The organism is Pedobacter nototheniae (assembly GCF_004335085.1).
GTDB classification, from domain to species: Bacteria; Bacteroidota; Bacteroidia; order Sphingobacteriales; family Sphingobacteriaceae; genus Pedobacter; species Pedobacter nototheniae.
Genome location: NZ_RQRS01000001.1, coordinates 318,728 through 343,173 on the forward strand (window position 1 = coordinate 318,728; position 24,446 = coordinate 343,173).

The 24,446-nt window shown below is 34.7% G+C and carries 18 protein-coding genes; 6 read left to right on the forward strand and 12 right to left on the reverse strand.

All coding sequences use genetic code 11. The annotated features are described in order from the left end of the window. Positions 1 to 6: 6 nt before the first annotated feature. The 6 genes from EHC72_RS01405 to EHC72_RS01430 all read right to left on the reverse strand — a co-directional run bounded on the left by EHC72_RS01405 (position 7) and on the right by EHC72_RS01430 (position 13,087). Positions 7 to 1,668, reverse strand: coding sequence for a glucoamylase family protein (locus EHC72_RS01405; protein ID WP_131535690.1), 1,662 nt, complete (start codon positions 1,666 to 1,668; stop codon positions 7 to 9). Between the two features lie 62 nt (positions 1,669 to 1,730). After that, positions 1,731 to 3,218, reverse strand: a complete 1,488-nt coding sequence (locus EHC72_RS01410; RefSeq protein ID WP_131535691.1) for a RagB/SusD family nutrient uptake outer membrane protein — start codon at positions 3,216 to 3,218, stop codon at positions 1,731 to 1,733. A gap of 11 nt (positions 3,219 to 3,229) precedes the next feature. After that, the gene (locus EHC72_RS01415) at positions 3,230 to 6,295 is read right to left on the reverse strand and encodes a SusC/RagA family TonB-linked outer membrane protein (protein ID WP_131535692.1); all 3,066 of its coding nucleotides are present in this window, start codon (positions 6,293 to 6,295) and stop codon (positions 3,230 to 3,232) included. Positions 6,296 to 6,549: 254 nt separating this feature from the next. Continuing rightward, a complete protein-coding gene (locus tag EHC72_RS01420) occupies positions 6,550 to 9,438 on the reverse strand; it encodes a triple tyrosine motif-containing protein (protein ID WP_131535693.1) in 2,889 nt (962 codons plus the stop codon). A 144-nt stretch (positions 9,439 to 9,582) separates the two neighbouring features. Continuing rightward, a complete protein-coding gene (gene trhO, locus EHC72_RS01425) occupies positions 9,583 to 10,524 on the reverse strand; it encodes an oxygen-dependent tRNA uridine(34) hydroxylase TrhO (RefSeq protein WP_131535694.1) in 942 nt (313 codons plus the stop codon). Positions 10,525 to 10,639: 115 nt separating this feature from the next. After that, positions 10,640 to 13,087, reverse strand: a complete 2,448-nt coding sequence (locus EHC72_RS01430) for a DUF5686 and carboxypeptidase regulatory-like domain-containing protein (protein ID WP_131535695.1) — start codon at positions 13,085 to 13,087, stop codon at positions 10,640 to 10,642. Between the two features lie 249 nt (positions 13,088 to 13,336). Here EHC72_RS01430 and kbl point away from each other — a divergent pair, with 249 nt between their 5' ends. The 4 genes from kbl to EHC72_RS01450 all read left to right on the forward strand — a co-directional run bounded on the left by kbl (position 13,337) and on the right by EHC72_RS01450 (position 16,705). After that, entirely contained in the window at positions 13,337 to 14,524 is a 1,188-nt protein-coding gene (gene kbl, locus EHC72_RS01435; RefSeq protein ID WP_131535696.1) for a glycine C-acetyltransferase, read from the forward strand. Between the two features lie 149 nt (positions 14,525 to 14,673). Next, positions 14,674 to 15,714, forward strand: coding sequence for a phenylalanine--tRNA ligase subunit alpha (gene pheS, locus EHC72_RS01440; protein ID WP_131535697.1), 1,041 nt, complete (start codon positions 14,674 to 14,676; stop codon positions 15,712 to 15,714). Then, positions 15,714 to 16,127 (forward strand): Rieske (2Fe-2S) protein, encoded by a 414-nt coding sequence (locus tag EHC72_RS01445; RefSeq protein ID WP_165585751.1) that lies wholly within the window; start codon positions 15,714 to 15,716, stop codon positions 16,125 to 16,127. The genes pheS and EHC72_RS01445 overlap by 1 nt, the downstream gene beginning before the upstream one ends. Before the next feature lie 2 nt (positions 16,128 to 16,129). Next, complete coding sequence (locus EHC72_RS01450) at positions 16,130 to 16,705, forward strand: TetR/AcrR family transcriptional regulator (protein ID WP_131535699.1); 576 nt, start codon at positions 16,130 to 16,132, stop codon at positions 16,703 to 16,705. Between the two features lie 36 nt (positions 16,706 to 16,741). Here EHC72_RS01450 and EHC72_RS01455 read toward each other — a convergent pair whose 3' ends face one another. From EHC72_RS01455 to carA, 6 genes are all read right to left on the reverse strand, one after another. Continuing rightward, positions 16,742 to 17,440 (reverse strand): XAC2610-related protein, encoded by a 699-nt coding sequence (locus EHC72_RS01455; RefSeq protein WP_131535700.1) that lies wholly within the window; start codon positions 17,438 to 17,440, stop codon positions 16,742 to 16,744. A 47-nt stretch (positions 17,441 to 17,487) separates the two neighbouring features. Continuing rightward, positions 17,488 to 18,444, reverse strand: coding sequence for a Fic family protein (locus EHC72_RS01460; RefSeq protein ID WP_246029356.1), 957 nt, complete (start codon positions 18,442 to 18,444; stop codon positions 17,488 to 17,490). 66 nt (positions 18,445 to 18,510) lie between these two features. Next, positions 18,511 to 19,587, reverse strand: coding sequence for an ABC transporter permease (locus EHC72_RS01465; RefSeq protein ID WP_131535701.1), 1,077 nt, complete (start codon positions 19,585 to 19,587; stop codon positions 18,511 to 18,513). Between the two features lie 55 nt (positions 19,588 to 19,642). Further along, positions 19,643 to 20,407: an ABC transporter ATP-binding protein gene (locus EHC72_RS01470; RefSeq protein ID WP_131535702.1), complete on the reverse strand. Its 765-nt coding sequence runs from the start codon at positions 20,405 to 20,407 to the stop codon at positions 19,643 to 19,645. Positions 20,408 to 20,508: 101 nt separating this feature from the next. Beyond that, the gene (locus EHC72_RS01475; protein ID WP_131535703.1) at positions 20,509 to 21,366 is read right to left on the reverse strand and encodes a transthyretin-like family protein; all 858 of its coding nucleotides are present in this window, start codon (positions 21,364 to 21,366) and stop codon (positions 20,509 to 20,511) included. A gap of 71 nt (positions 21,367 to 21,437) precedes the next feature. Next, entirely contained in the window at positions 21,438 to 22,550 is a 1,113-nt protein-coding gene (gene carA, locus EHC72_RS01480; RefSeq protein ID WP_131535704.1) for a glutamine-hydrolyzing carbamoyl-phosphate synthase small subunit, read from the reverse strand. 333 nt (positions 22,551 to 22,883) lie between these two features. Here carA and panB point away from each other — a divergent pair, with 333 nt between their 5' ends. Both panB and EHC72_RS01490 read left to right on the forward strand, forming a co-directional pair. Continuing rightward, a complete protein-coding gene (gene panB / locus EHC72_RS01485) occupies positions 22,884 to 23,699 on the forward strand; it encodes a 3-methyl-2-oxobutanoate hydroxymethyltransferase (RefSeq protein ID WP_131535705.1) in 816 nt (271 codons plus the stop codon). A 20-nt stretch (positions 23,700 to 23,719) separates the two neighbouring features. Beyond that, a complete protein-coding gene (locus tag EHC72_RS01490) occupies positions 23,720 to 24,406 on the forward strand; it encodes an RluA family pseudouridine synthase (protein WP_131535706.1) in 687 nt (228 codons plus the stop codon). Positions 24,407 to 24,446: the final 40 nt, after the last annotated feature.

Consider the following 24,446-nt stretch of genomic DNA (forward strand, 5'->3'; position numbering starts at 1 on the left):
AAATTATTAGAGATTAGGGCTATTGAAGCCTAAACCCTTCATTCCGGTTTTAATTTCTGGTGCACTCATAAATAAATTCCACAATAAACCGCTACGATAATTCTCTATCATTACAATAATTGGTCCTTGGTCTATAGCTAATGTAGAATTAGCAAACCATTGATCTTGTAGTGAGAAAGCATCATAAAAGCCATAATCTCCCCATGTTTTATTACCTAGCTTATAGTAGAAGTATTTAAGTGCCTGCATAGATTCTGTTGGCGTATATGGAAAAGAAGAGAGCGCTGCCGTTGGGGCAATAACACCTACATCATTGCCGGGTGCGCTTGCGGCGTATCCATTAGGAATATCACTTGCGGTTAAACCCCAGCAGTTTTCACTATAACCATAATAATTTAAAGGATTTGTCTTTGCGTAATTGTAATTAATTAATGTATGCGCTTTAGTTTGGGTTTCATAATTTGCATAAGCATCTGATAATCCTTTAGGATTTATTCCCAAAAATGAATAATGTGAGAAAAATAACGGACCACCATTAGTTGCGCCCAAAGGAAGCTGAACGCCATAATAAGTGCTGCCATTCTTCATAGCTCCGTTTTGTGCCCAACCATTATCGTATACGTTTTTAGGAATGGAATAAGTAGGCGAAGATGCCGCCATTACATAGGTAATTAAGCATTCGTTCCAACCTTTTATAGGCAAGTTCAAATCCCAGCTATAATTTGGGCTCCAATGCCAATAAAGTGTGTTACTATTATCTTTTCGATACCAGCTCCATTCAACAGTATTGTAAATAGCATTAATATCAGTTCTTAAAGTCGATTCGCTAGCATCGGTCCCTTTAAAGTATTGACGAGCGGTAATTAGTCCGGCCATTAAAAACGATGTCTCTACGAGGTCGCCACCGTTGTCTTTTACACTAAAAGGAATTACTTTTCCTGTATTACCATCTAACCAATGTGGGTATGCTCCATGAAAACGATCGGCAGTTTTTAAAAAAGTAACCATTTTCTGGATTCTGGTTAATCCATCGGTTCTGCTGATAAAACCACGGTTTATACCGGCTATTATTGCCATAATTCCAAAGCCAGATCCACCTGAGGTTACCGTATTCCCTGAAGTATTTCTTTCTCTAGCCAAACCACTATTAGGGTGACCGAAATCCCAGAAATACTTGAAAGTTTGTTTTTGTACTAAAGTTAAAAGTTCATCATCGGTTATACGTGTAAACTTATCAGTATCATCAATGGCCGTAATTAAATTCAATGTTATGCTGCTTTGCAGTTTATCACCAGTTTTTGATAGTAAACCCGTATTAACAGTTAAAATATATTTTGTAATCGGTTGTAAGGCAGTTGGCACAATTACAACTGTATTATCGTTGTTTTCTAAAGTTGAGGTAAATGCTGTTGAAGTTCCAGAAGCACTTGTAATAGTTATATTTCCGCTAAGGGAAGAGAAGTTTATAGGTGATGAGAAGGTTATTTTTACAATAGGAGCATTGTTTAAACCATAATAAGTAAAGCCAGTATTTGTGCCATTTACTTTTAAATCAGAAAAAGAGTAAGAAGATGGTGTTGGAGTATCTGAAATAGGATTTTGTGAGCTTTTTTTACACGAGAAAAGCGTTATAATAAGAGCTAAGTAAAAAATCCTGGTATTAATCATGAAAATAGTTAATAATGGTTGCCATTTCTGGCAACCATTAAGGGTGTATTAATTAAAAAAGACTAGTATCCTGGGTTTTGTTTATATAAACCGCCACTTAAATCAACTTCAGTTTGTGGGATTGGCCAAACTTCATTTCTTCCTGCTTTCCAACCTTTAGCTCCAAATACGGCTGTACCACGGCCTTGACGAATAACATCAAAATAACGGTCATATTCCATTGCTAATTCCACTTGTCTCTCTTTCCAAATCGCTGTACGTAAAGTTGCTTGATCTGTTGAAGTTACCTTTGGTAAAATGCTGGTGTTTCCTTGGCGAGCCCTAGCTCTCACAATTTCTAGAGAGCTAATCGCTTGTGAAGGGTTTCCAAGTTCATTTGCCGCTTCAGCATTCATTAGTAACACATCAGAATAACGCATTACACGGAAATTTTGCTGACAACCTTCATTATAGCCATCTTGAAATAAACTAAATGGTACATAAGATTTTTGGTTGTACATTGGGTTATCACCTGTAGGAGGGATCACATCACCCTGAGGAGTAGTTTCACCTCTGAAAATAATTGTTGCATCTCTTCTTGGATCGCCAGTTTCAAAAGCTGCAGCTAAAGAAGCCGTAGGAACATTAAAGCCCCAACCACCTCCTGTAATACCTCTAACGCCTTGTACCTGAGAGTACTGTGAGTTCGATGCCGCAGGGTTTCCAAGTACTAAAGCACATTGGATTTCAAAAATAGATTCTACACTATTTTCATTGGCAATTCTGAAAACCTGATCGTAGTTAGGTAATAAAGAATAGCCCATTGTCATTACAGAATTTGTTAATGTTAATACATCATTCCATTTTTTCTGATACATGGCAACTTTAGCGTGTAAACCTAGTGCTGCACCTTTTGTTGCACGACCAATATCAGCAGCACCATAACTTTGAGGTAAAACAGATGCGGCATCGTTTAAGTCAGTTTCTATCTGAGCATATACTAATGCTTTTGCTGTTTGTGGAATTTTATATTGAGTTGGATCAGTTGGTACGTGTAATCTTAATGGAACATCTCCAAATGCTCTAACTAAGCGGAAATAAGAGAGTGCTCTAACAAATTTTGCTTCTGCAAGGTAGCGGGCTTTTAAACTCGCATCCATATTTATATTTGGAACATTATCCAAAACTTGATTACAGTAATTGATGTTTTGATACTGTGCACTCCAAAAACCAGATAATTGACCATCAGATACATCCACGGTAAAATTATCATAGCTGTTAAAATAAGTCGCATCGGTAGGGCTACTACCTTTTTCAGCTTCATCTGCACCTATACTTTCCACAGCTATCGCTGGAAAAGCAGTGTTGCCCCAGGCTCTGAGGTTGGCGTATATTGCATTTACACCTTTTGTTGCGTCATCTGTTGTTTTCCAAAATACCTGACTCGTTTGCTGTGCTTGAGCAGGAACATCCAAAAAGCTCTTTTTACAAGCTGGTGTGATGGCTAAAAGGCCAATAACACTAACCCCAGCGACAGCTTTTATATAATTGTTTTTAAAATTCTTTTTCATGATAAATAGGATTAAAAAGTAATGTTTACACCAAAATTATAAGTAGCATAAAGTGGATACACATTAGCATCAAGGCCAGCATTTAAAGTTGTATTGCTTAAAGTATTGGTGATTTTTGCAGCATTATCTACTACCGCAGGACCAACTTCAGGGCTAAATCCTTTATATCCAAAAAGGTTTATTGCATTTTGTGCATTTGCATAAAATCTAACTTTTTGTATCTTCCATTTATTAAGAATTGTTTTTGGTAGCGTATATCCTAATTGAATATTACGTACTCTGAAATATGAACCGTTTTCTACATAGAAGGAGTTAGGTGTTGCGTTAGCTGCTGATCCAACATTTGCAGACGGATATGTATTTGATGTACCCGCACCATGCCACCTGTTATCATAGAAATCTTTAGTGAAATTTTCATTACCAAATCTGTAAGCAATGTTTGAGTTATAAACCTCAACACCAGCTACACCTTGAAAATCTAAAGCTAAATCAAAGTTTTTATAGCCAAAAGCAGTATTAAATCCGTAATTAAATCTTGGATTTGGATTGCCTAAAACTACTTTATCCCGTGAATCTATTATTCCATCACCATTCGTATCTTGATATTTGAAATTTCCGGCAGCCGCCCCAGATTGAGTTGGAGAAGCAGCGATATCAGCAGCACTTTGAAAAACACCCACAACTTTATATCCATAAAACTGACCAATAGGCTCATTTACTACTGTTCTGGTAGCTTGATAACCGTTAGTTACACCAGTACTACCTGAATAAATTGGAGTAGCTCCAGACTCTACAGATAATACTTTATTTTGGTTATAGTTTAAGTTTGCTCCAAATGAATATGTAAACCCACTTTCAGTTCTATCTGCCCAATTAACAGATACATCAACACCTCTGTTTTGAATATCAGCTTGATTTCCTAAAACTTGATTATCAACTGTACCTATACTTAAGAAAGTTGGAAGGAAGAAAATAGCTCTTGAGGTCTTTCTGTTATAATAATCAGCTTCAACAGTTAATCTATTTTTCAAAAATGCAGCTTCAAAACCAATATTTGTTCCAACTCCTCTTTCCCAGAAAATGCTTGGTGGAACAATAGTATTAATACTTGCGCCTGTTGCAGGGTTATTATTATAAATTGCAATTAAAGCAGCATTTTGTGCAACTAATTGGGTTGCAGGATTTGAAGGAACATTTGCATTACCTACTTTACCCCAGCTACCACGAATTTTTAAATTATCAAAGATATGCTGATCTTTCATGAAATCTTCTTGAGTTACAACCCATCCTGCACCTACTGAAGGAAAATATCCCCAAGTATCATAGCCAAAGAACTGAGAAGCTCCATCAGCACGGATCGAAGCATTTAAAAGGTATTTATTCTTAAATGAATAGTTTGCTCTAGCAAAATAAGAGGCGAAAGTAGTTAATGCACCTGCGTCAACTACGTTTCTGCTTGCAGCATCACCTAAAGCAAGATATAAATCGCCTTCACTGCTATATGGTACATTTGTAGCAGATGCATTTAAAGTATAGGTTTTTCTACGTTGAGCAGATTGTCCAACCAAAACTGTTAAATTATGATCCTCATTAAATGTATTTTGATAGGTTAATGTATTTTCAACAATCCAGTTGCGAGTTTCAACACGTTTAATGTCTAACTGACTAGTAGCTCTTTTTTGAGCAAATGTTGCGTTATATACTGGAGCATATGTACGTGTTTCTGACTGACCAAAATCGCCACCAATGCTAGTTTTAAAAGTAAAGTGTTTAGCAAATTTTAACTCTGCATATACATTACCTGTAAATTGATAGGTTTTAGTCTTTTGGTTGAAGAAATCAATAGTTGCCTGAGGATTGAAATTTGCCCCATCACCTAAACTTTGTTTGTTTGGATCTCCATAACTACCATCTGCATTAAATACAGGCACAGTAGGAGATGCCGAAAACAATTGATGAAAAATGCTTGTTGGTGCATCATTAGAATTGTTCATTACACCAGTAACATTATATCCGATTTTTAATGGTTTAAATACTTGAAAATCATTTGATAAACGGGCTGTATACCTTTTGAAATTATTGTTTTTAACAATTCCATCTTGATTTAAATAACCTAATGATAAGTTGTAAGTAGATTTCTCTGAACCGCCCATTATAGATATTTGGTGGTTTGTTACAAATGCATCACGAAGAATTTGATTGTACCAGTTAGTGCCCTCACCTAAGCTTGATGGGTTAGAAAATAATGGAGCTGCACCATTAGAAGTATACAATTCGTTAATAATTGTACCATACTCAGTAGCATTTGCCATTTTTACTTGGTTGGTCACTTTTTGAAAACCAACATATCCATCATAATTAACTGTTGTAGGGGCGTTTAATTTGCCTTTTTTAGTTGTAACAAGTATTACACCATTTGCAGCCCTAATACCGTATATAGATTGAGCTGAAGCATCCTTAAGTACACTTAGATTCTCTATATCGCCAGGGTTTAAGAAATTAATATCATCATACCAAACTCCATCAACAACATATAATGGTTTATCATTACCAAATATGGTACCTAAACCTCTAATTCTAATTTGTGGAGAACTGCCTGGAGAACCAGTGTTGGTAATTGATACACCAGCAACTTTACCCTGCAAACCGCTTACTGCGTTTGTAGAAGCCTGCTTCGAAATTTCATCACCTTTTATTGATGCAACCGATCCAGTTACATCAATTTTTCTTTGTGTACCGTAACCCACTACCACAACTTGCTCTAGTTGCTGGGTTGATGATTGTAACACTACATTAATAGTTGTTTGATTGTTTACTGCCACTTCTTGAGTAGTATAACCTAAATAAGTAAATACTAAAGTTGCATTTGCTGGGGCATTAATACTAAATGCACCAGTTGCATCTGTTTGTGTGCCAGTTTGTGTCCCCTTAACCAATACGCTTACGCTGGGGATGGTGGTTTTGTCGCCTCCGTCAGTTACCCTACCTTTTACTGTAATGTTTTGTGCAAACGCTACATTCAATGTGAGTAAACAAATTCCGGCTAGAACAGAAATTCTCGTAAAAATTCTTTTCATGCTTTTATAAAATTTGGTTTAATTGTTATTTAAATGTGAGGTAGTTTTCTCGCTTATGCAAGTGGTTTTACCTCAACATTAATACATCATTTCAGTGAAATATGTTTCTCAAAGAATAAAACCAATATCGATTTAAGCCTAAAAAAGCGGTTTTTAGAATCACAATGAAATAATTTTACCTGCACAAGTGTAAAAAATACACGAAGTGTTTTTGTGGGGTGCAGAAAAGAGTTATGAGAGGTAATGATGTAGTGCTATAACTCCATTAAAAACTCCGTAAGGTTCTTATCGTGGGGTACTTCTAGTTTTTTACGTAAGCGATATCTGCGAATTTCTACTCCACGTAAAGAGATATTAAGTAGGGATGACATCTCTTTACTGCTCATATTCATTCTTAAATAAGCGCACAATTTTAGGTCGTTTGGTACAAGATCTGGGTGCTGCGCTTTAAGTTTCTTAAAGAAACTTTCGTGGGCTTCGTTAAAACTGTTTTCGAATAAATGCCAATCACGCTCATCATTCATGCCATCGTTAATTACCTTTTGAATTTTGCGTGTTTGATCTTCAGATAGCTTCTTGCCGTTCTCATCTTTAAGCTTAGTAATTTCATCACTTAGCTTTTGCAACAGCTCATTTTTGTAAACCAAAGTCATTGCAGAATTGGCAAGTTCCCTATTTTTAGAAGCCAGTTCGGCCTGAAGCTTTTCCGTTTGAAGCCTTATAATTTGCTTTTCGTTAGCCTCGGTTTCCTGCCGTATAATTTCATCTTGTTCAGCTTGTAAACGGTCGCTGATTTTTTTGCTATCTACCTCCAGCTTCTTTTCATAGATTTTCTTTCCTAGGATTAAAACTACAATGAATAAAATAAAATAGAACAATATAGCCCAGTTGCTTAAATACCATGGACGCAATACAGTAAATTCGAATGTTGTAATCTGACTAACAGATTGATCATCAATTTTGGCTCGTACTTTAAATCTATAGCTTCCGCTGCCCAAATTGGTAAAATCTTTTTGTGTTGCATAACTCCAGTCTGACCAATCTTTAGAATATCCTTCTAAATAGTACTGAAATTTAATTTTTGCCTGCCTGTAATAAGGAAGAGCAAAGGATATACGAATATTATTGCGGCTATTCGGAACTTCTGTAGGCTCTCCATTGTTTCCAATTTCACTAATGGTAAAATATTTGTCGGTAATATCATCAATCCTTCTGATTAATACTGACGGTAGTTGCTTGTGCTTGCCACCAACAAAATCCAAGGTTGGGTTATAAATTACAAAACCATCATCAACACTAATTAAATAGATAGAGTTGCTTATTCGGCTTATATTTTCATAATACTGAACCATGCGTCCATCTAAAAGACTGAATTGGTTAGAATCTATTTCAATTTTTCCAGGTTCAGTAAAGTTCACCAAAGCTGTTTTGCCATGATTTATAAACCAATATTTTTTGCCACCGGCATTGATAATCTTGTTTGAAGTTGAGAATGAGCCAAGTTTGTGGTTTAATACATCATACTTACTAAACTTGTTGCTTAGCTCGTCATAAGTATAAAAACCAGCATCTGAAGAGAATAAAATCTTATTCTCCAGGTTAAACATATTGATGTTGTAATTGCCCGGAAGCCCATTCTTCTCATCGTAATATTTAGTACTGGTTACTCTTTTGTAGTCTTGACTCAAAGAGATTTTATAAAGCCCTTTGTAAGCGTGACTCACCCAAATATCACCTTTGTTATCTTGTTCTATATATCTAGAAGGCGCATCAAAGCCACTTACTTTAGAAATAAATTTTAAATCGGCGCCAGGCGTTTTCATAAATAATGATAAGCCCGTATATGTTCCCTGAATTAGGTAATTTGGATTTGAATTTAATTTTTTGATTGTCCAACCACCACTAATGGTTGATATTTTTTCAATCCTGTCATCCACAATTCTAAAAGTTCCGCTATTGTGACCACAAATTAATTGATTGTCGATAATAGAAAGCTCCCAAACCTGGCCTTGAGAATTAGGAATTAAACGGAAATTAAATGGTACAAGTTCTTTGTTGGTCGACCACTCGCTATAAAATACACCTTGGTTAGTACCGAGATAAATTTTATTATTAAAGATAATACTTGAATAAACCGTTCCAAATTGCCCGGTTTTATCAAAATAGAAATATAAAGGTGAGTTTAATTCAATTCTATCTATGCCATTGTCAAGCCCTGTCCAAAGGTTTTGTTCATCATCAGCATATAAACTTAAAATAGTGTTGTTTTGTAAACCACTTGATTTATTTATTTTCTGTACAATTCTACCATCTTCATCAATGATAATTAAGCCGTTTAAAATTGTACCATAAGCATAATACTTATCCAATAGCCTAACGCCATTATTAAGTTGAAATGTTTTTAAATAGGAATTTGCTGGAGTATTTAGTGGAGTAAAATTTTTCCCATCATAAGTAAATAAACCGTTTTTAACTGTACCTATAATAAAACCACCATTTTTATAAGGAAGGATTGATAAAATCCCTTCTTTACCTAATTTCTCACTTAAAGGTAAATGAACTAATTTATTTCCAACTAATTCGAATAATCCTTTTTCTAATACTTCAACAAAAAAGCGATTATTTACTTTATGGAGAAATAAAAAGGAAGCAGGACCTTTTACTATTTCAACTTTATTGTTTTTATAAATGTAAATGGTTGTAAAGGATTGGAAAATTACACGGTCTTTGTCTATGTAAATTTTCCATATTTCATCGTTAACATTCTTCCCTTTTGGTAAGAAAGAAATTAAGGAATTATAGCTTAATTTATTGTTTTTTATCGCCCAATAACCAAATTCGCCAAAACAACCAGTATAAATTTTTCCTTTACTATCCGTGGCTACCGATCTTACGATTTGACGGTTCGGCATTTGATATTTTTGCCAATAACGCCCATCGAAAGTAAGTAAGCCTTCAGCATTGCCGAAATACATTACGCCATTTTTATCTTTAGCAATACTCCAATTTTGATTTCCTGCGGAATAAATAGACTTGGGATAATTTTCTATATAAGGTACGCCAATGCTTTTTATATCAGCAGCAAAAATAGAAGTGTGAGCAAGAATGAGAAGCAGAAAAAGACAACGTAGAAGTTTTTGCATGTAATGCTAATTAGGTAGCCGATTTAATACACAAAGTAAATAAAAAAATAGGAATGATTCATTTGTTGCACCCTTACAAACAAAAAAGCAGGTGCGATATGTGTTTCATATCGCACCTGCTTTTATATAATGAGGCTTAAATATTTAAGCTAAAGTAACTTTTCCAACAGGTTGAGGAACTTTTACATAATAACCTGTTCCATCATAAGGGCGTTTGCGTGGGTTTGTTGTACACTCTACTGAGCAACATCCTTCTAACTGATCGCCACATTCATCACACTGCGTAATATGTTCATTGCACTCCGGATTGGCACAATTAATCATTTTAGGAGTCGTTTTACCACAGTTGTAGCAAACAGAAACAATTGTCGGATTTACTTGATTTACGTCAACGGCAATTCGATTATCAAACACATAGCATTTGCCTTCAAAATCTTTTCCGCCAGCTTCTTTTCCATATTTAATAATCCCGCCATGCAATTGATAAACATCATTAAAACCATGATGTAAAAGTAAAGCAGATGCTTTTTCGCACTTAATACCGCCAGTACAGTAGGTTAAAATCTTTTTGTCCTTGTATTGCGCAAGTTCATTTATTTTTTCAGGGAAATCACGGAAATTCTCAATATCAAGTGTTATTGCATTTTTAAATTTGCCAAGATTATGCTCATAGTTAGATCTAACATCTAAAATAACTACATCTTCATCATCTTTCATCGCCATAAAATCAACAGGTTCTAAATGTTTACCTGTTTGTTTATTTGGATCAATAATAGATGTATCTCTTAAACCAGAGTGTACAATTTCAGATTTGTAACGGCAATGCATCTTAATAAAAGATGGCTCTTCAACGTAATCAATTTTGAACTCTGTTTTAGCAAATCTATCATCTGCATGAATCGCCTTCATGTAAGCCTTACAAGCCTCTTCCGTACCAGATACGGTGCCATTTAAGCCTTCATCAGCTACAATAATTCTTCCGGTTAAATCTAAAGATTTGCAAAATTTAAGATGATCTGCAGCAAATTGTTCTGCATCGGCTATATAGCTATAGCAATAGTAAAGTAATGTCTGATATTTTTTCATAACGCTGTTGATACCGTTGCAAACGGCGTTTAAAGCGGGGCAAAGATAATGCTTTAAGGTGAAAGACCAAAGCAAAATGTTTATTGCCTTGGTCTTTCAGCTTTAGTCTTTGAACTTAAAATCCGTAACTAATTCTAAAGCCTTGAGAAATTTTCTTGCTTCCATCATAAGCAAAACCATAGCTAGCTCTTAATATTAGGCGTTGAATACCGAAGTAAAATTCTTTATAATTTCTTTTTTCCGGAGATGATAAATAACCACCACCCATAAATTCTTCGAGCTTTAACTTGCGCAGTAAAGGAACTTTATTTAAAAAGAAACCAGCGAAATTATGCTCAACGTGGGCTTCAAAATATTGTTGGTTGGTGCTGAACTGATAGAAATCTAAGTATTGGAACTTTCTAATATTAGGTGGGAAAATAGTTGAAATGTTACCAGAGAAATGTTTAAAATCAGGATAAAACATTTTATTGTTGTTTAAAAATTTTCCCACTCCTGCTAAAAATGAAGTATAACCCCACAAGCCTAAACCAATTCTTTCTTGTGATATTTCGGCTTTTACAAAATCATAATCTACATCACTTCCCAATACATCTTTGAATCCCTTTTTGTATAAAACCGTAATTTTAGGGAATTTGGATTCTGTATAAAACTTACCATCTGGGCGGGTAATATATTTTTGTCCAATGGTGTAAGTTAAATTAACTGAGGCGCTCAAAGAGTTGTAAGTAGGGAATAGTGGCGTTTCAACTTCTGGAGAGAAGGGATTATTTGAAGTAAATTCTCTATCCTTAGCATCAACAAATTTAAAGTTAGAACTATTTGTTAGTGTTTTATTTTTACTGTAGTCAACATTTACAGTTCCTTGTAAACCATTGATAAGTTCGCGGGATGTATTAATGTTAATGAAGTTTTTTTCGTAAAACTTAGAAAAGTTCTTCTCATAAAAGAGTGAGTTAATCGAGTTCCCTAATAACGTCATTGAACCTAAATTGTTAAGGTCGAAAATCCCATTCCCAAATGATGCTCCAACGCTGGCTCTTTTAAGTGGATTATAAAAATAATAACCTGTCAAACTTCCTGTTAGTTTTTGATTAGCAAAGCCGTACCTAAGTTCTGGTCTGATCCTAAAAAAACGATTGTTTTCATATACTTTACGATAAGTTACCCCATATCTAATTCCAAAACCTTCAACAGTGGTGTAGTATAAGGATCTTAAAATAGGATCGAAGCTATAATATTCCTTGTCATAACGATCATTTATACTGTAGCCGTGCAATGCAAGCTTTAAAATGCCAAACTTATTATTTTCCTTTTCTAATGAATCAAGATAGTGCTTGGATTCTTTTAGCTTCGCGATACTGTCTTTTTTAACGTAATTTAAGCGTTCATCGGGTGTTAAAGGAATGGGTCTATTGTTTTTCCAATAAATGGAGTCCTTTTTATTTACCAATTGGGTAACCTTTAAAATTTCACCATTAAAGTAATTTTTAGGGAAAACAGGAGCAGTATCATAGTTGCTATAAACACCTAAATAATAACCTGAAAATTTAAAACCTAAAACATTTCCGTTAAACTGAAAATTGATGTTTGTAGGCATATAAACATCTTTTACCTTAGTAAATTGCTGACTAATATTTAAGGTATCAATAAAATTGATGCCCGAATTTTTGGTAAGATATAAATCTGTATTGTAAATTCTCCAGCTATCATCAAGGATATAAATTATTCCTCTAAAAACAGGGTCATTTGTACGGCGGGGAATTACCTCAATTTTATTTACAATCTCTCCATTTTCTCTGGTTTCGCCTAAATATTTGTATTTGTAATAAAACATGGCATTATCCGCAATAGGCGAAATAAAGCCCCTCGCACTTAATGTGTTTTCTAAAAGATAGTTGTCGTAAAAATTAATAATTAAGTCAGATGCCTTGTTAAAGCTAAAAGCATTATTGCGGCCAGCAACTTTAGAGGAAAGCATTTCCTCATGTACTTCATTTGGACGGCGAAAACTAAATTTGCTTTCAGATTCTGACAAATAAATAATCCCTTTTCTATTGGTATCCAGTTCTAAAACTTTTTGAATATCCTGACCAAAAAACTTTTTTGGTGCCCCATTTAGGCGTTGTACACCTTTTATATAAACATCGCAACTAAATGCCTTTACCTCGTTTAAGTGTGTTTTACGTTGTTTTATAGCCTTTCTAATGATCTCATATGCAGGATCTTCAGCATTTCCCTTAATATTAACATTATTTAAAGTGTAACTCTCTGATGCCAAAACAATATTCAAAACCTGATTTTCACTTCCATTAATTTGCTGTTCCTGTTGTTTATAGCCAACGGCTCTAAAAGTTAGTGTTTGATCTCCCTTATTCACTTTAATGCTATACTTACCATCCACGTTTGCAGAAGTGCCATGTGTGGTGTTTTTTAAGTAAACTGAAGTGAAGGGGATAGGCTGCCCATTCGAATCTTTAATAGTTCCTGAAATAGTGATTTTTTGTGCAATTGCCACACTGCATAAGCTGCAAAAAAGAAAGAGTGCGCAGAATCTGATCATAAAGTTTTTGAGTAGTTAAGCTATAAATATCGAATAAGTTTTAACACTATACATATATCAGGGTGTTAAAGTTTGTTAATGCGTAATATTTAGCAGAGTATTTTTTTGTGAAATAGGTTGCACGGCAAATGAAAAAGACTTTATTAATGTCAATTTCCTCGAAAAAATCATCTCTTGATAATTCAGGATTATGTAGGGTGAAATGGATTTTTTTATAACTTTGACAGCTAATCAATTATTAAAAAAGCCATGTATAAAACACTACAGCCCGTTCTACAAAAGGAACTTGAAGAGATAGAAAACGCAGGATTATTTAAACGCGAAAGAATTATAATTTCTCCGCAAGGTGCAGATATTAAAATAAGCAGCGGTGCGGAAGTTATCAATTTTTGTGCTAATAATTATTTAGGACTTTCTTCTCATCCTAAAGTGATCGAAGCGGCAAAAAAAGCAATTGATGATCACGGTTATGGAATGTCTTCGGTACGTTTTATTTGCGGTACACAAGATGTACATAAAGAGCTTGAAACAAAAATATCTAAGTTTTTAGGTACAGAAGATACCATTTTATATGCGGCGGCTTTTGATGCAAACGGTGGTGTTTTTGAACCATTATTTAATGCTGAAGATGCCATCATATCTGATGAATTAAATCATGCATCCATTATTGATGGTGTTAGATTATGTAAAGCACAACGTTTCCGTTTTAAAAATGCGGATATGGAAGATTTAGAAAAACAATTAATTGCCGCCAAAGATTGCAGACATAGAATTATAGTAACCGATGGTGCTTTTTCAATGGACGGATCTGTTGCTCCATTAGATAAAATTTGCGATTTGGCAGATAAATATGAAGCATTGGTTATGATTGATGAATCTCATTGTACAGGTTTTATTGGTGCAACAGGTCGTGGTACACACGAACATTTCAACGTTATTGATCGTATTGATATCATTACTGGTACTTTAGGTAAAGCTTTGGGTGGTGCATCAGGAGGTTTTACATCAGGTAAAAAAGAAATCATTGATATGCTGCGTCAACGCTCACGTCCATATTTATTCTCTAATACGCTTGCCCCAGCAATTGCCGGTGCATCAGTAGCGGTTTTAGATATGTTGAGCGAAACAACTTCTTTAAGAGATAAATTGGAAAGCAATACCAAATATTTCCGTGAAAAAATGACTGAGGCTGGATTTGATATTAAACCAGGTTTCCATCCAATTGTTCCGGTAATGCTTTATGATGCTAAAATTGCTCAAAACTTTGCTGCAAAAATGCTTGAAGAAGGCATCTATGTTATTGGATTTTTCTACCCAGTAGTGCCGCAAGGAAAAGCACGTATTCGTGTTCAATTATCTGCTGCGCATGAACAACATCATTTAGATAAAGCAATTGCTGCGTTTACAAAAGTTGGTAAAGAATTAGGTGTGATTTAATTATTAACAATAAAAAATAAAATGAAAAGCTGCGTAAATCGCGGCTTTTCTTGTTTTGAGTTCATTTTCTTTTATAATGGCATTGTAAACAGATTTTTTGAACCCGGCAACATTAAAAAAATAAGATAATTTGCCGTATATTTGAAGCCATGTTACAGGATAAAATAACACAGTATACCGAAAAAATTAATGCTTTTGTAACTGAAAAAGCAGATGAATTAGAGCAGTTCCGTATTAAATATTTAGGAAGTAAAGGCATCATTAAAGAGATTTTTGATGAATTTAAATCTGTTTCTATAGAAGAAAAAAAATCATTAGGTAAAGTTTTAAATGAGTTTAAACAACTTGCCGAATCAAAATATTTAACCCTAAAGGAATCAACCGAAAGTTCAGAACAAAAAACTGAAAATTCGGAACAGGATTTAACTTTACCTGGAGAAGGGTTTGAAATAGGTTCTCGCCATCCTTTGGCTTTGGTTCGCCGCGAAATTGTTGAAATTTATGCTAAACTTGGATTTACTGTAGCAGAAGGACCAGAAATTGAAGATGATTGGCACAATTTCTCGGCTTTAAACTTCCCTGAAGAACATCCGGCAAGAGATATGCAAGATACCTTCTTTATTAAAAAAGGTGGCGAAAAAGGTGATATCGCTTTGCGTACGCATACATCATCCGTACAGGTAAGAATGATGGAGCAAGGACAACCGCCTTTTAGGGCTATTATGCCAGGTCGTGTTTATCGTAATGAAGCTATTTCTGCCAGAGCACACTGCTTTTTTCACCAAATTGAAGGCTTGTACGTAGATGAAAATGTTTCTTTTGCAGATTTAAAGCAAACCTTATTTTATTTTGTACAAGAACTTTATGGAGAAGGCACAAAAGTGCGTTTCCGTCCATCATATTTCCCTTTCACAGAGCCATCTGCCGAAATGGATATTTCTTGTACCATTTGTAAAGGCGCCGGTTGCCAATTATGTAAATATAGTGGCTGGGTAGAAATTTTAGGTTGCGGTATGGTAGATCCAAATGTATTGGAAAACTGTGGCATCGATTCTAAAAAATACAGTGGTTTCGCTTTTGGAATGGGTATTGAACGTATCGCAAATCTAAAATATGAAATTAAAGATTTACGCCTGTTCTCAGAAAATGACGCTCGTTTCTTAAAACAATTTAAATCAGCTTTAATATAATGAAAAGGGTAATATACAGCATGTTATTAGCACTTGTAGTATTCTCAAGCTGCGGTAAAGAGGATAATTATGTCCCTGAAGTTGCTGTCAATTTTACAACTTTATTAAGTGATCCACGTTTAAGTGGGTTAAGCTCCGGAACGCCTGTTTTTATAAACGGATATGGAGTAGCAGGTTTAATTCTTTACCGTTCTAACGGGCGTTATGTTGCTTACGATCGTTGTAGTACAGTTAATCCGCAAAATAAATGTGCATTAAATAACGACGAATCTCAAGGTATTACCGTAACTGATCCATGTTCGGGCGCCAAATTTTTGCTTTTGGATGGTAGTCCGGCAAAAGCACCTGCAGAAAAATATTTAAAACAATATACGGTAGCGGTAACCTTAAATACAATAACCGTTAGCAATTAGAAATGGAAGCTGAAAAAATAAAGGAAACTGTAAAAAAAGCAGCTAAGGAACTTTTTAGAAAGTATGGTTATCATAAAACCAGTGTGAACGAAATTGCTAAAAAAGCACGTATTGCTAAAGCAACAATTTATAAATATTTCGAAAGTAAGGAACAGGTACTCGATAGTATTCTAATGGATTATCTGGATCAAAATTTACACGAAATCATCAATAATAAAGTAAGCTACGCTTCAGAAGAAGAACATTTAAAGGCATTGGTAATGAAAACCAGTCGCTTGTCTTTTACGGCTTGTAATGAGTTTATTGGTTGGGATTTTGTTAGAGAAAATGCAAACTCTCAAGAGTTTTTGAAACACCTATCAGATCAGCTGGAAGCTTTATTGTTAGCCGCTTACTTGGAACTTGATAACTTTAAAAATAATCCTGCCAGGAGAGAAGGCTTGGCATTTTTACTAAAAGCAAGCAAAAGTATTGTGTTCTCATTTGCTTTTACATCCGTTAGTGATTCTGATGTGCGTAAAAACTTTGTAAGCTTTCAAAAGGAAATTCTTCCATTCTTGGTTAAAGCTGCCTTATAGATAATGTTTGATATTACTGTTAGTTAATATCAAACATTACTCATTATCGTTTTTATAATACTCAGCCGTTTTAAATCGCTCAATTGTTTTTTTGATCTTACCATCAACATATTTCTGAGTAATTACAGTAACGTAATCCCCAATTGTAGAATCTTCTATTACTGAAGATGCTTCTGTTAAGCCTTTTTTACTATCTATTCTGTAATTAGTGGTTTTATTGTAGCAACATCCATCTTTTTTATAAACAGATATTTGTTTATTTTTTCGATCTATCTTAAACATTCCAGAATTTGTGCTAGCTAAATCGGTTAATTCTTTGCTAATAACAAACTTGCCTTTGCTGCTATTAAATGTATAAACATCATAAGAAGGATCGTTATAAGCGCTATTACTTCCATTCCTTATGGCGACATCTTCATTCCCGTCGAAATTAAAATCACCAAATATTAACGGACTTTGGTATTTGCCAAGTTCCACTAAACCATCTTTGGGATCTTGATGTATTTTTAAAGAAAAATCTAAGTCCTTAGAATTGAAACTCTGGATTTCCTTGCCAGAAATTTTATCAAATAAAATGATATTTGCTTTGCCACTACATAGGCCATCATTGCAACTCTCTACATTTATTTTAGCGTGATATCTTTCAGAGCTTGCGTTATCTGCAAACTTATTTTGAGCTATCGCACAAGTGGTTAAAAAAGATGTAGTAAAAACTAGAAATAATTTCGTTATCATGTTTTACAAAATTAACTGAATATAACTTATCGAAAAGTTAAATAAAGTTAACGTATGCGCTTTCTGTTTTTAACATATTCTTTTACGGCAGCCTTAGTAGTAAGCCATTCCCTGCCTTCTTTATAAGCATCAATTTTGCCCTGCCTAGCCAATAAGCTTATATATTCTTGACCGTAAGGTACATCAGGTTCTTCAACAATGTAAGATATTGGTTCATAATCTCCGTAATCTTTTCCTGGTAAAGCATTAATGTACATATTTAAAGATCTTTCAACAGCTTGCAACATCAACAAGCAAAGCTTATGGTAAAGACCTTGATTAGCTTGATTTAGCGCTTCGTAGTATTTCTTACGATCTGTTTTTAAGATAATAGCCGGAGGAAAACCCTTCCGCATCAAAAATAAATTCATTGCTAAACGCACCGTACGTCCATTCCCATCAAAGAAAGGATGTATCCAAACAAGTTTGTGGTGAAATATAGTAGTTAATATTATATCGTTTAAACCTTGAGGATTTTCATTGATAAATAACACAAGTTCATCAAGTAAATCAGAAACTTTATTGGCATTAGGTGGAACAAAATTTGCCCCAACAATACGTACACCACCATTTCTTAATCTACCTGCATAATTATCCTCAATGCTTCTTAAAACTAAACCATGGATGTTTAAAATATCAATTGATCTTATGGTTTTGCTTACATCAACAAGTGTATATAGGTAATCAATCGCTTTATCATGATTATATACCTCGAAATGCTCTCTAAGTGATTTGCCTTTAACTGTTATGCCTTCTTGCAGTACTATTTGGGTTTCTCTTAAACTAAGTGTGTTCCCTTCAATGCTGTTTGAGTTGTATGTCCATTCGAGACTTAGGTCTGTTTTGATTCTTTGCAAAGCGCTGCCTGGCAATGGTCTTGAGGCATCAAGCATTGATTTTTTTTCGTACAGCCTATCTATAAGAGGTTGTAAATCATTTAAATCCGTTAAATCAAATTTCCACACACTCAAATGTACTAATATCGTTTTGGTTTAAAAAGCATTTAATCCGATATTAATGCATTTTTGCAATTATTCCCATTTAAATACTTTTACGGCTACTGCATAAATTCCAATTCCCCAAATTACTAGAATTAATATTTGCTGTTTTACATCCCATAAGCCTTGCCCTTCGAAAGCTACTTTGCGCATTGCATCATTTAAATAGGTTAGTGGCAATGCTCTGCTAATGGGCTGTAACCATGATGGAAATGCTTCGATAGAGAAGAATGTGCCCGACAATAAAAACTGAGGTAATGTTACAATATTTGAAATAGGGGGTACCATGCTTTCATTTTTTGCAATACCTGATATAATAAAGCCGAAGCCCATAAATACAATTATACCTAATGTGGCTAGTATAAGCATGTTGAGCACTGTTAACGCTCCATGAACAAGTGTAAAGCCAAAAAAGAAATGACCTAATAAAATGATGAATAAAGCACCAATTAAAGCAAAGCCGATGCGTGCAATACCTTCGCCAATTACAATGCTTGATCGTTTTACGGGCGTAGCGAAAAAGCGTTTTATAACAAGTGTTTGGCGCAAGCTTAAAAAAACAAAGGCAGTACCAAATACGCCAGTGCTTAATAAAGAGAAGCCTAACTGACCAGGAAGAATAAAATCAATGGTTTTATATTCCCTTCCTTCAACCGTACTTTCTTTAATTTCTGCAACGGATGGCTTTAACTGCTTATCATAAAAAAGATTATTCAATACCGATTTCAAAATGCCGCCCTTGTCTCTTGATGCAGATGTGTAGACCACGTTTACCGAGTATGCAGCTGTATTTACCTTTCTGTGTACATCAATTACAGCATCTACATTACCTTTTTCCAGTAATTTGCTTAAATCTCCCTGAGATTTATTTCTGATAAGGCGAATCATTCCTGTTTTTTCTAATGTTCCAATAACAGGATTGTTAATGTCAGAATTTGGTGCTATGCCAACATCAATGTGAGTGCCACCACCGCCTAAAAAACCAAAAACTAAAATAAAGATTAATGGAAAAGCAAGGGTAAAAACCACTGCTGAAGGGCTTCGCATAATTGAACGAAAACTTGCCTTTGCAAGGGCTAAGGTTGCTTTTGTATTACTATATTGTTTCATTTACTATTGTATTTTAAATAGTTGTGATATTTCTAAAATTGATCAAAGTAATTGTTTATTCTCGCCATTCTTTACCAGTAAGATGAATAAATACATCTTCAAGATTGGCTTTTTTAACCTCTTTTTTACGTTCGAAGCCACTATTAATCAAATTATCGATCAACTGGTCTGGAGTATCCAAAGCGATAATTTGCCCGTGTTCCACAAAAGCTACCCGATCGCAAAGCTGTTCTGCTTCATCCATATAATGCGTAGTTATAACCACGGTTGTACCATTTTTACGGATGTCGATAATTAAATCCCATAAATTCCTTCTCGCTTGAGGGTCCAAGCCTGTTGTAGGTTCATCAAGGAAAATAATTTTAGGCTGATTGATTAATGTTGTCGCAATTGAAAAGCGTTGTTTTTGTCCGCCAGATAATGCTTTATATTTAGCTTTAGCCTTATCTTGCAAATTAACTTTTTCTAGCATTTCCATTGGCTTAATATCAGCGCCATATAAACCGGCAAATAGCTCCAATAACTCTACCAAATTAAGATTTGGATAGTAGCCAGCAGCCTGTAATTGCACGCCAATAATCTGCTTAATTTCATGCGCTTGCTTATCTACAGAAAAACCATCGACAATAATTTCGCCCGAGGTTTTTTCTCTTAAGGTTTCTATAATTTCTAATGTAGTTGTTTTTCCAGCTCCGTTCGGACCTAATAAACCGAAGATTTCATTTTCATAAACTTCAAAACTTAAGCCTTGAACAGCTGTGAAGTCATCGTACTTTTTTACCAGATTGTTAACACTGATAATGGCTTTTTTTGTTTCCATAAGTCTAAATGTAAGGAGCTTTAAATAAATAGAAAATGAATTTCGACACTATTGCGGTAAAATGTCGGTAAAATGATGCTTGGCATAGGTGAAATCATTTTTTAGTTGCTACTTCGGGTTAAAATAATAACATCCCGATCTATTGAATCAATTTTATAGAGATTTTTTGTTTTGTTAAAAGCTTCATCGAAAAGAATTTTATTCTTTAAAAGTTTAAAGCTGCCCTTTGTATTTAGGCTATCGTTATTGATAGAATATGATTCTCTGTATAAGTGATCATACTGCATTCTTTGTTTCCATGCATTACTATACTTGAGGATTTTTTTGCCAATGTAGCTACCGTTTGTGTTGAGCGATACAAAATAGGTTGTTTTTAAATCGTAATACTCAGCAGTCCAGGTGGTATCAGGTTTTTGGGTTGCTTTAAATTTATAATCTAAGCCATAATTTAGTTTCTCTACAAAAGCTGGATTATTGGTTATGTAATTTCCCGCTTTAAAATTACCGTTTGTGCCATAAAGTGTATCCAAGTTTTTAGTTGCTGTGAATTTCCACTTGGTGTAAATGTAATCTTCGGCCTTTATTACTTCATTTATTCTTTTTATATAAATGGTATCAATATTGGTAGTTGCTCCCTTTGCTTGTCCGCCGCCAAATGTATTAAAAACCTCAATTTTATAATTTAAAAAGCCTTCCTTTTTAATTTCTTCAATATAATGTAGTGGAGGTGCTTCCATATAGAATATTTCTGGGATAAAGAACTTGCTATAACGGATTTCTTTAAGGTAAAACTTGCCATTTGCATCGGTTATGGTTTCACCAATTTTGCAGCCAGCAACAGGTTTATTCTGATAATCTAAAATAGTACCAGTAATTGCGGGCCTCGAAAGCCTTGAAATGCATCCACAGAATAAGCAAACGTAAACAAGAAGAAGTAGAGGAACTTTTTTAATGATCATTTACTAATTTAAATAAAAAAACACTGCCAGTATTATAGACAGTGTTTTAATGCTTTATAGTGTAGTGAAAATTACCAGGTTAATTCACCTTTAATAACGTTTACAAAATCATCAAATAAGTAACGAGAATCGTGAGGACCTGGTGAAGATTCTGGGTGGTATTGAACAGAAAACGCTTTTTTACCTTTAACACGAATACCTTCAATAGATTTATCATTTAAGTTAATGTGGGTAATTTCAACTTTATCTGAGTTTCTAACCTCATCAGGAATTACGCCAAAACCATGATTTTGAGAAGTTACCTCGCAATGGTTTTTTATGATATTTTTAACTGGATGGTTTAATCCACGGTGGCCGTTAAACATTTTCATTGTTCCAATTCCATTTGCTTCAGCCAATAATTGATGACCTAAGCAAATACCGAACATTGGTTTATTAGCTTCTAAAATTTGTTTTAGCGTTTCTACCGCGTATGGCATTACCGAAGGATCGCCGGGGCCATTTGAAATGAAATATCCATCAGGATTCCATTTTTCCATTTCTGCGAAAGTAGTTTTAGCAGGAAAAACCTGAACGTATATGTCGCGTGCTTCGAAATTGCGTAAAATATTTTTCTTGATACCTAAATCCAAGGCTGCAACTTTTAAGGATGCATCAGGGTTGCCGTAAAGATAAGGCTCTTTAGTACTTACTTTAGAAGATAACTCTAAACCTTCCATTGATGGCACTTCGGCAAGTTTTTTCTTTAATTCATCAAGATCTGTAATTTCAGAAGAGATGATGGCATTCATTGCACCTTTATCTCTAATGTGACGAACAAGTGCTCTGGTATCAATATCAGAAATCGCTACTAAATTATCATTTTGAAAATAATCCTGAATAGATTCTGTAGCTTGTTTACGACTGTATACAATGTTATAGTTTTTGCAAACTAAACCTGCAATTTTTATCGAGTCAGATTCGATTTCATCTTTATGGATACCGTAATTACCAATATGCGAATTGGTTGTAACCATTATCTGTCCAAAATAACTTGGATCGGTAAAAATTTCCTGGTAACCTGTCATCCCGGTATTAAAACAAATTTCGCCGGTTGTGGTGCCAATTTTTCCAGCAGCTTTGCCGTAAAAAACTGTGCCGTCGGCAAGTAATAAAATCGCAGGTAACTTGGTGTAGTTAGTCATGTTAAGTACAATATGGATTTTTGATTAAAAAAGAGTTGAAAAAAGAATGGCTGTCGGCTATAAAGCCGTTTTTGCAGGGGGCAAAAAATGATGAATATATCCCTTCCATTTCGGGGTACAAAGATAGGATTAAAGATTGGTAATGTAAAGAGAAAAATGAAATAGATGAAACATTGTGGTTATCCGTTTTAAGCTTTTAAAATCATTTTAATGGCTTACTGCTTACTAATTATTTAATATTTTAATACATAAAATAAGGCTTTTGTCATATACCTTTTACGATACACCTTTTTAAAGAAAAAGTAATACTTTTGACAGCACAAAACAAAACAGATGTCGGTACATAAAGAAATAAAACGCATTACCACGCATATTCTGCAAGAAATGAAACAGCGTGGAGAAAAAATATCCATGCTAACGGCCTACGATTATTCAATGGCAACGATTTTAGATGATGCTGGATTAGATGTTTTGCTGGTGGGCGATTCTGCATCAAATGTTATGGCAGGGCACGAAACTACACTTCCAATTACTTTAGACCAAATGATTTATCATGCAGCATCTGTGATTAGAGCGGTAAAACGTGCTTTTGTTGTGGTTGATTTACCTTTTGGTTCTTATCAAGGCAATTCTAAAGAGGCCTTAAATTCTGCCATTCGTATCATGAAAGAATCTGGTGCTCACGGTGTGAAATTAGAAGGAGGAGAGGAAATTATAGAATCTGTACAGCGCATTATTACCGCTGGTATACCCGTAATGGGGCATTTGGGGTTAACGCCACAATCTATTTATAAATTTGGAACCTATACTGTACGTGCCAAAGAAGAAGAAGAAGCAAATAAGCTTAAAACAGACGCTATTGCCTTGCAAAATGCAGGATGCTTTGCGGTTGTTTTAGAGAAAATTCCGGCAGCATTGGGTAAAGTTGTATCAGAAAGTATTCTCATTCCAACTATTGGTATTGGTGCTGGTCCGCATTGCGATGGACAAGTTTTGGTTGTTAATGATATGATTGGCTTAACCAAAGGATTTAAACCACGTTTTTTACGTCAGTACATTAATTTATATGACGAAATTTTGGGTGCGGCGCAAGCTTACATTCGAGATGTAAAAGCCAATGATTTTCCGAACGAAAAAGAACAATACTAAGTTTCAGCTTAACCTAAATAATGCCAATTACAGATAAGGATATCCTTTTTGAAGACAATCATTTAATCGCCATTAATAAAAGGGCGGGGGATATTGTGCAGGTTGATGAAACCGGAGATGAACCTTTGGATGAACAGGTAAAAAAGTACATCGCAAAAAAATATAATAAGCCAAATGGTGCATTTTTGGGTGTTGTACATCGTTTAGATAGACCAGTTAGTGGTGTAATTTTATTCGCTAAAACAAGCAAGGCTTTAGAGCGGATGAATGCGGCATTTAAAAACCGTGAGGTAAAAAAAACATACTGGGCCGTTGTACGGCAAAAACCCGAAAAACCTTCTGGTACTTTGATCCATTGGTTGGTTAAAAATCCACAAAAAAATGTTGTTACCTATTATAATTCTGAAGTACCTGGAAGCCAAAGGGCAGAATTATCTTATCGATTAATTACTCCATTTGCTGATTATTACCTTATTGAGGTTGATCCTTTAACGGGGCGCTCTCATCAAATTAGGGTTCAATTATCATCAATGGGGTGTCCAATAGTTGGCGATAATAAATATGGATATCCAAGAGGAAGTAGAAAAGGCAGTATTTGCTTGCATGCACGTCGTTTGCAATTTATGCATCCAGTTAAAAAAGAACCTGTAAATATTTTTGCCAAATTACCGATTGATGGTTTTTGGGAAAGGTTTGAAAACTTTTAAGCTCCATCACTTTTGTGTATACAATTTGTGTAACTGTAGA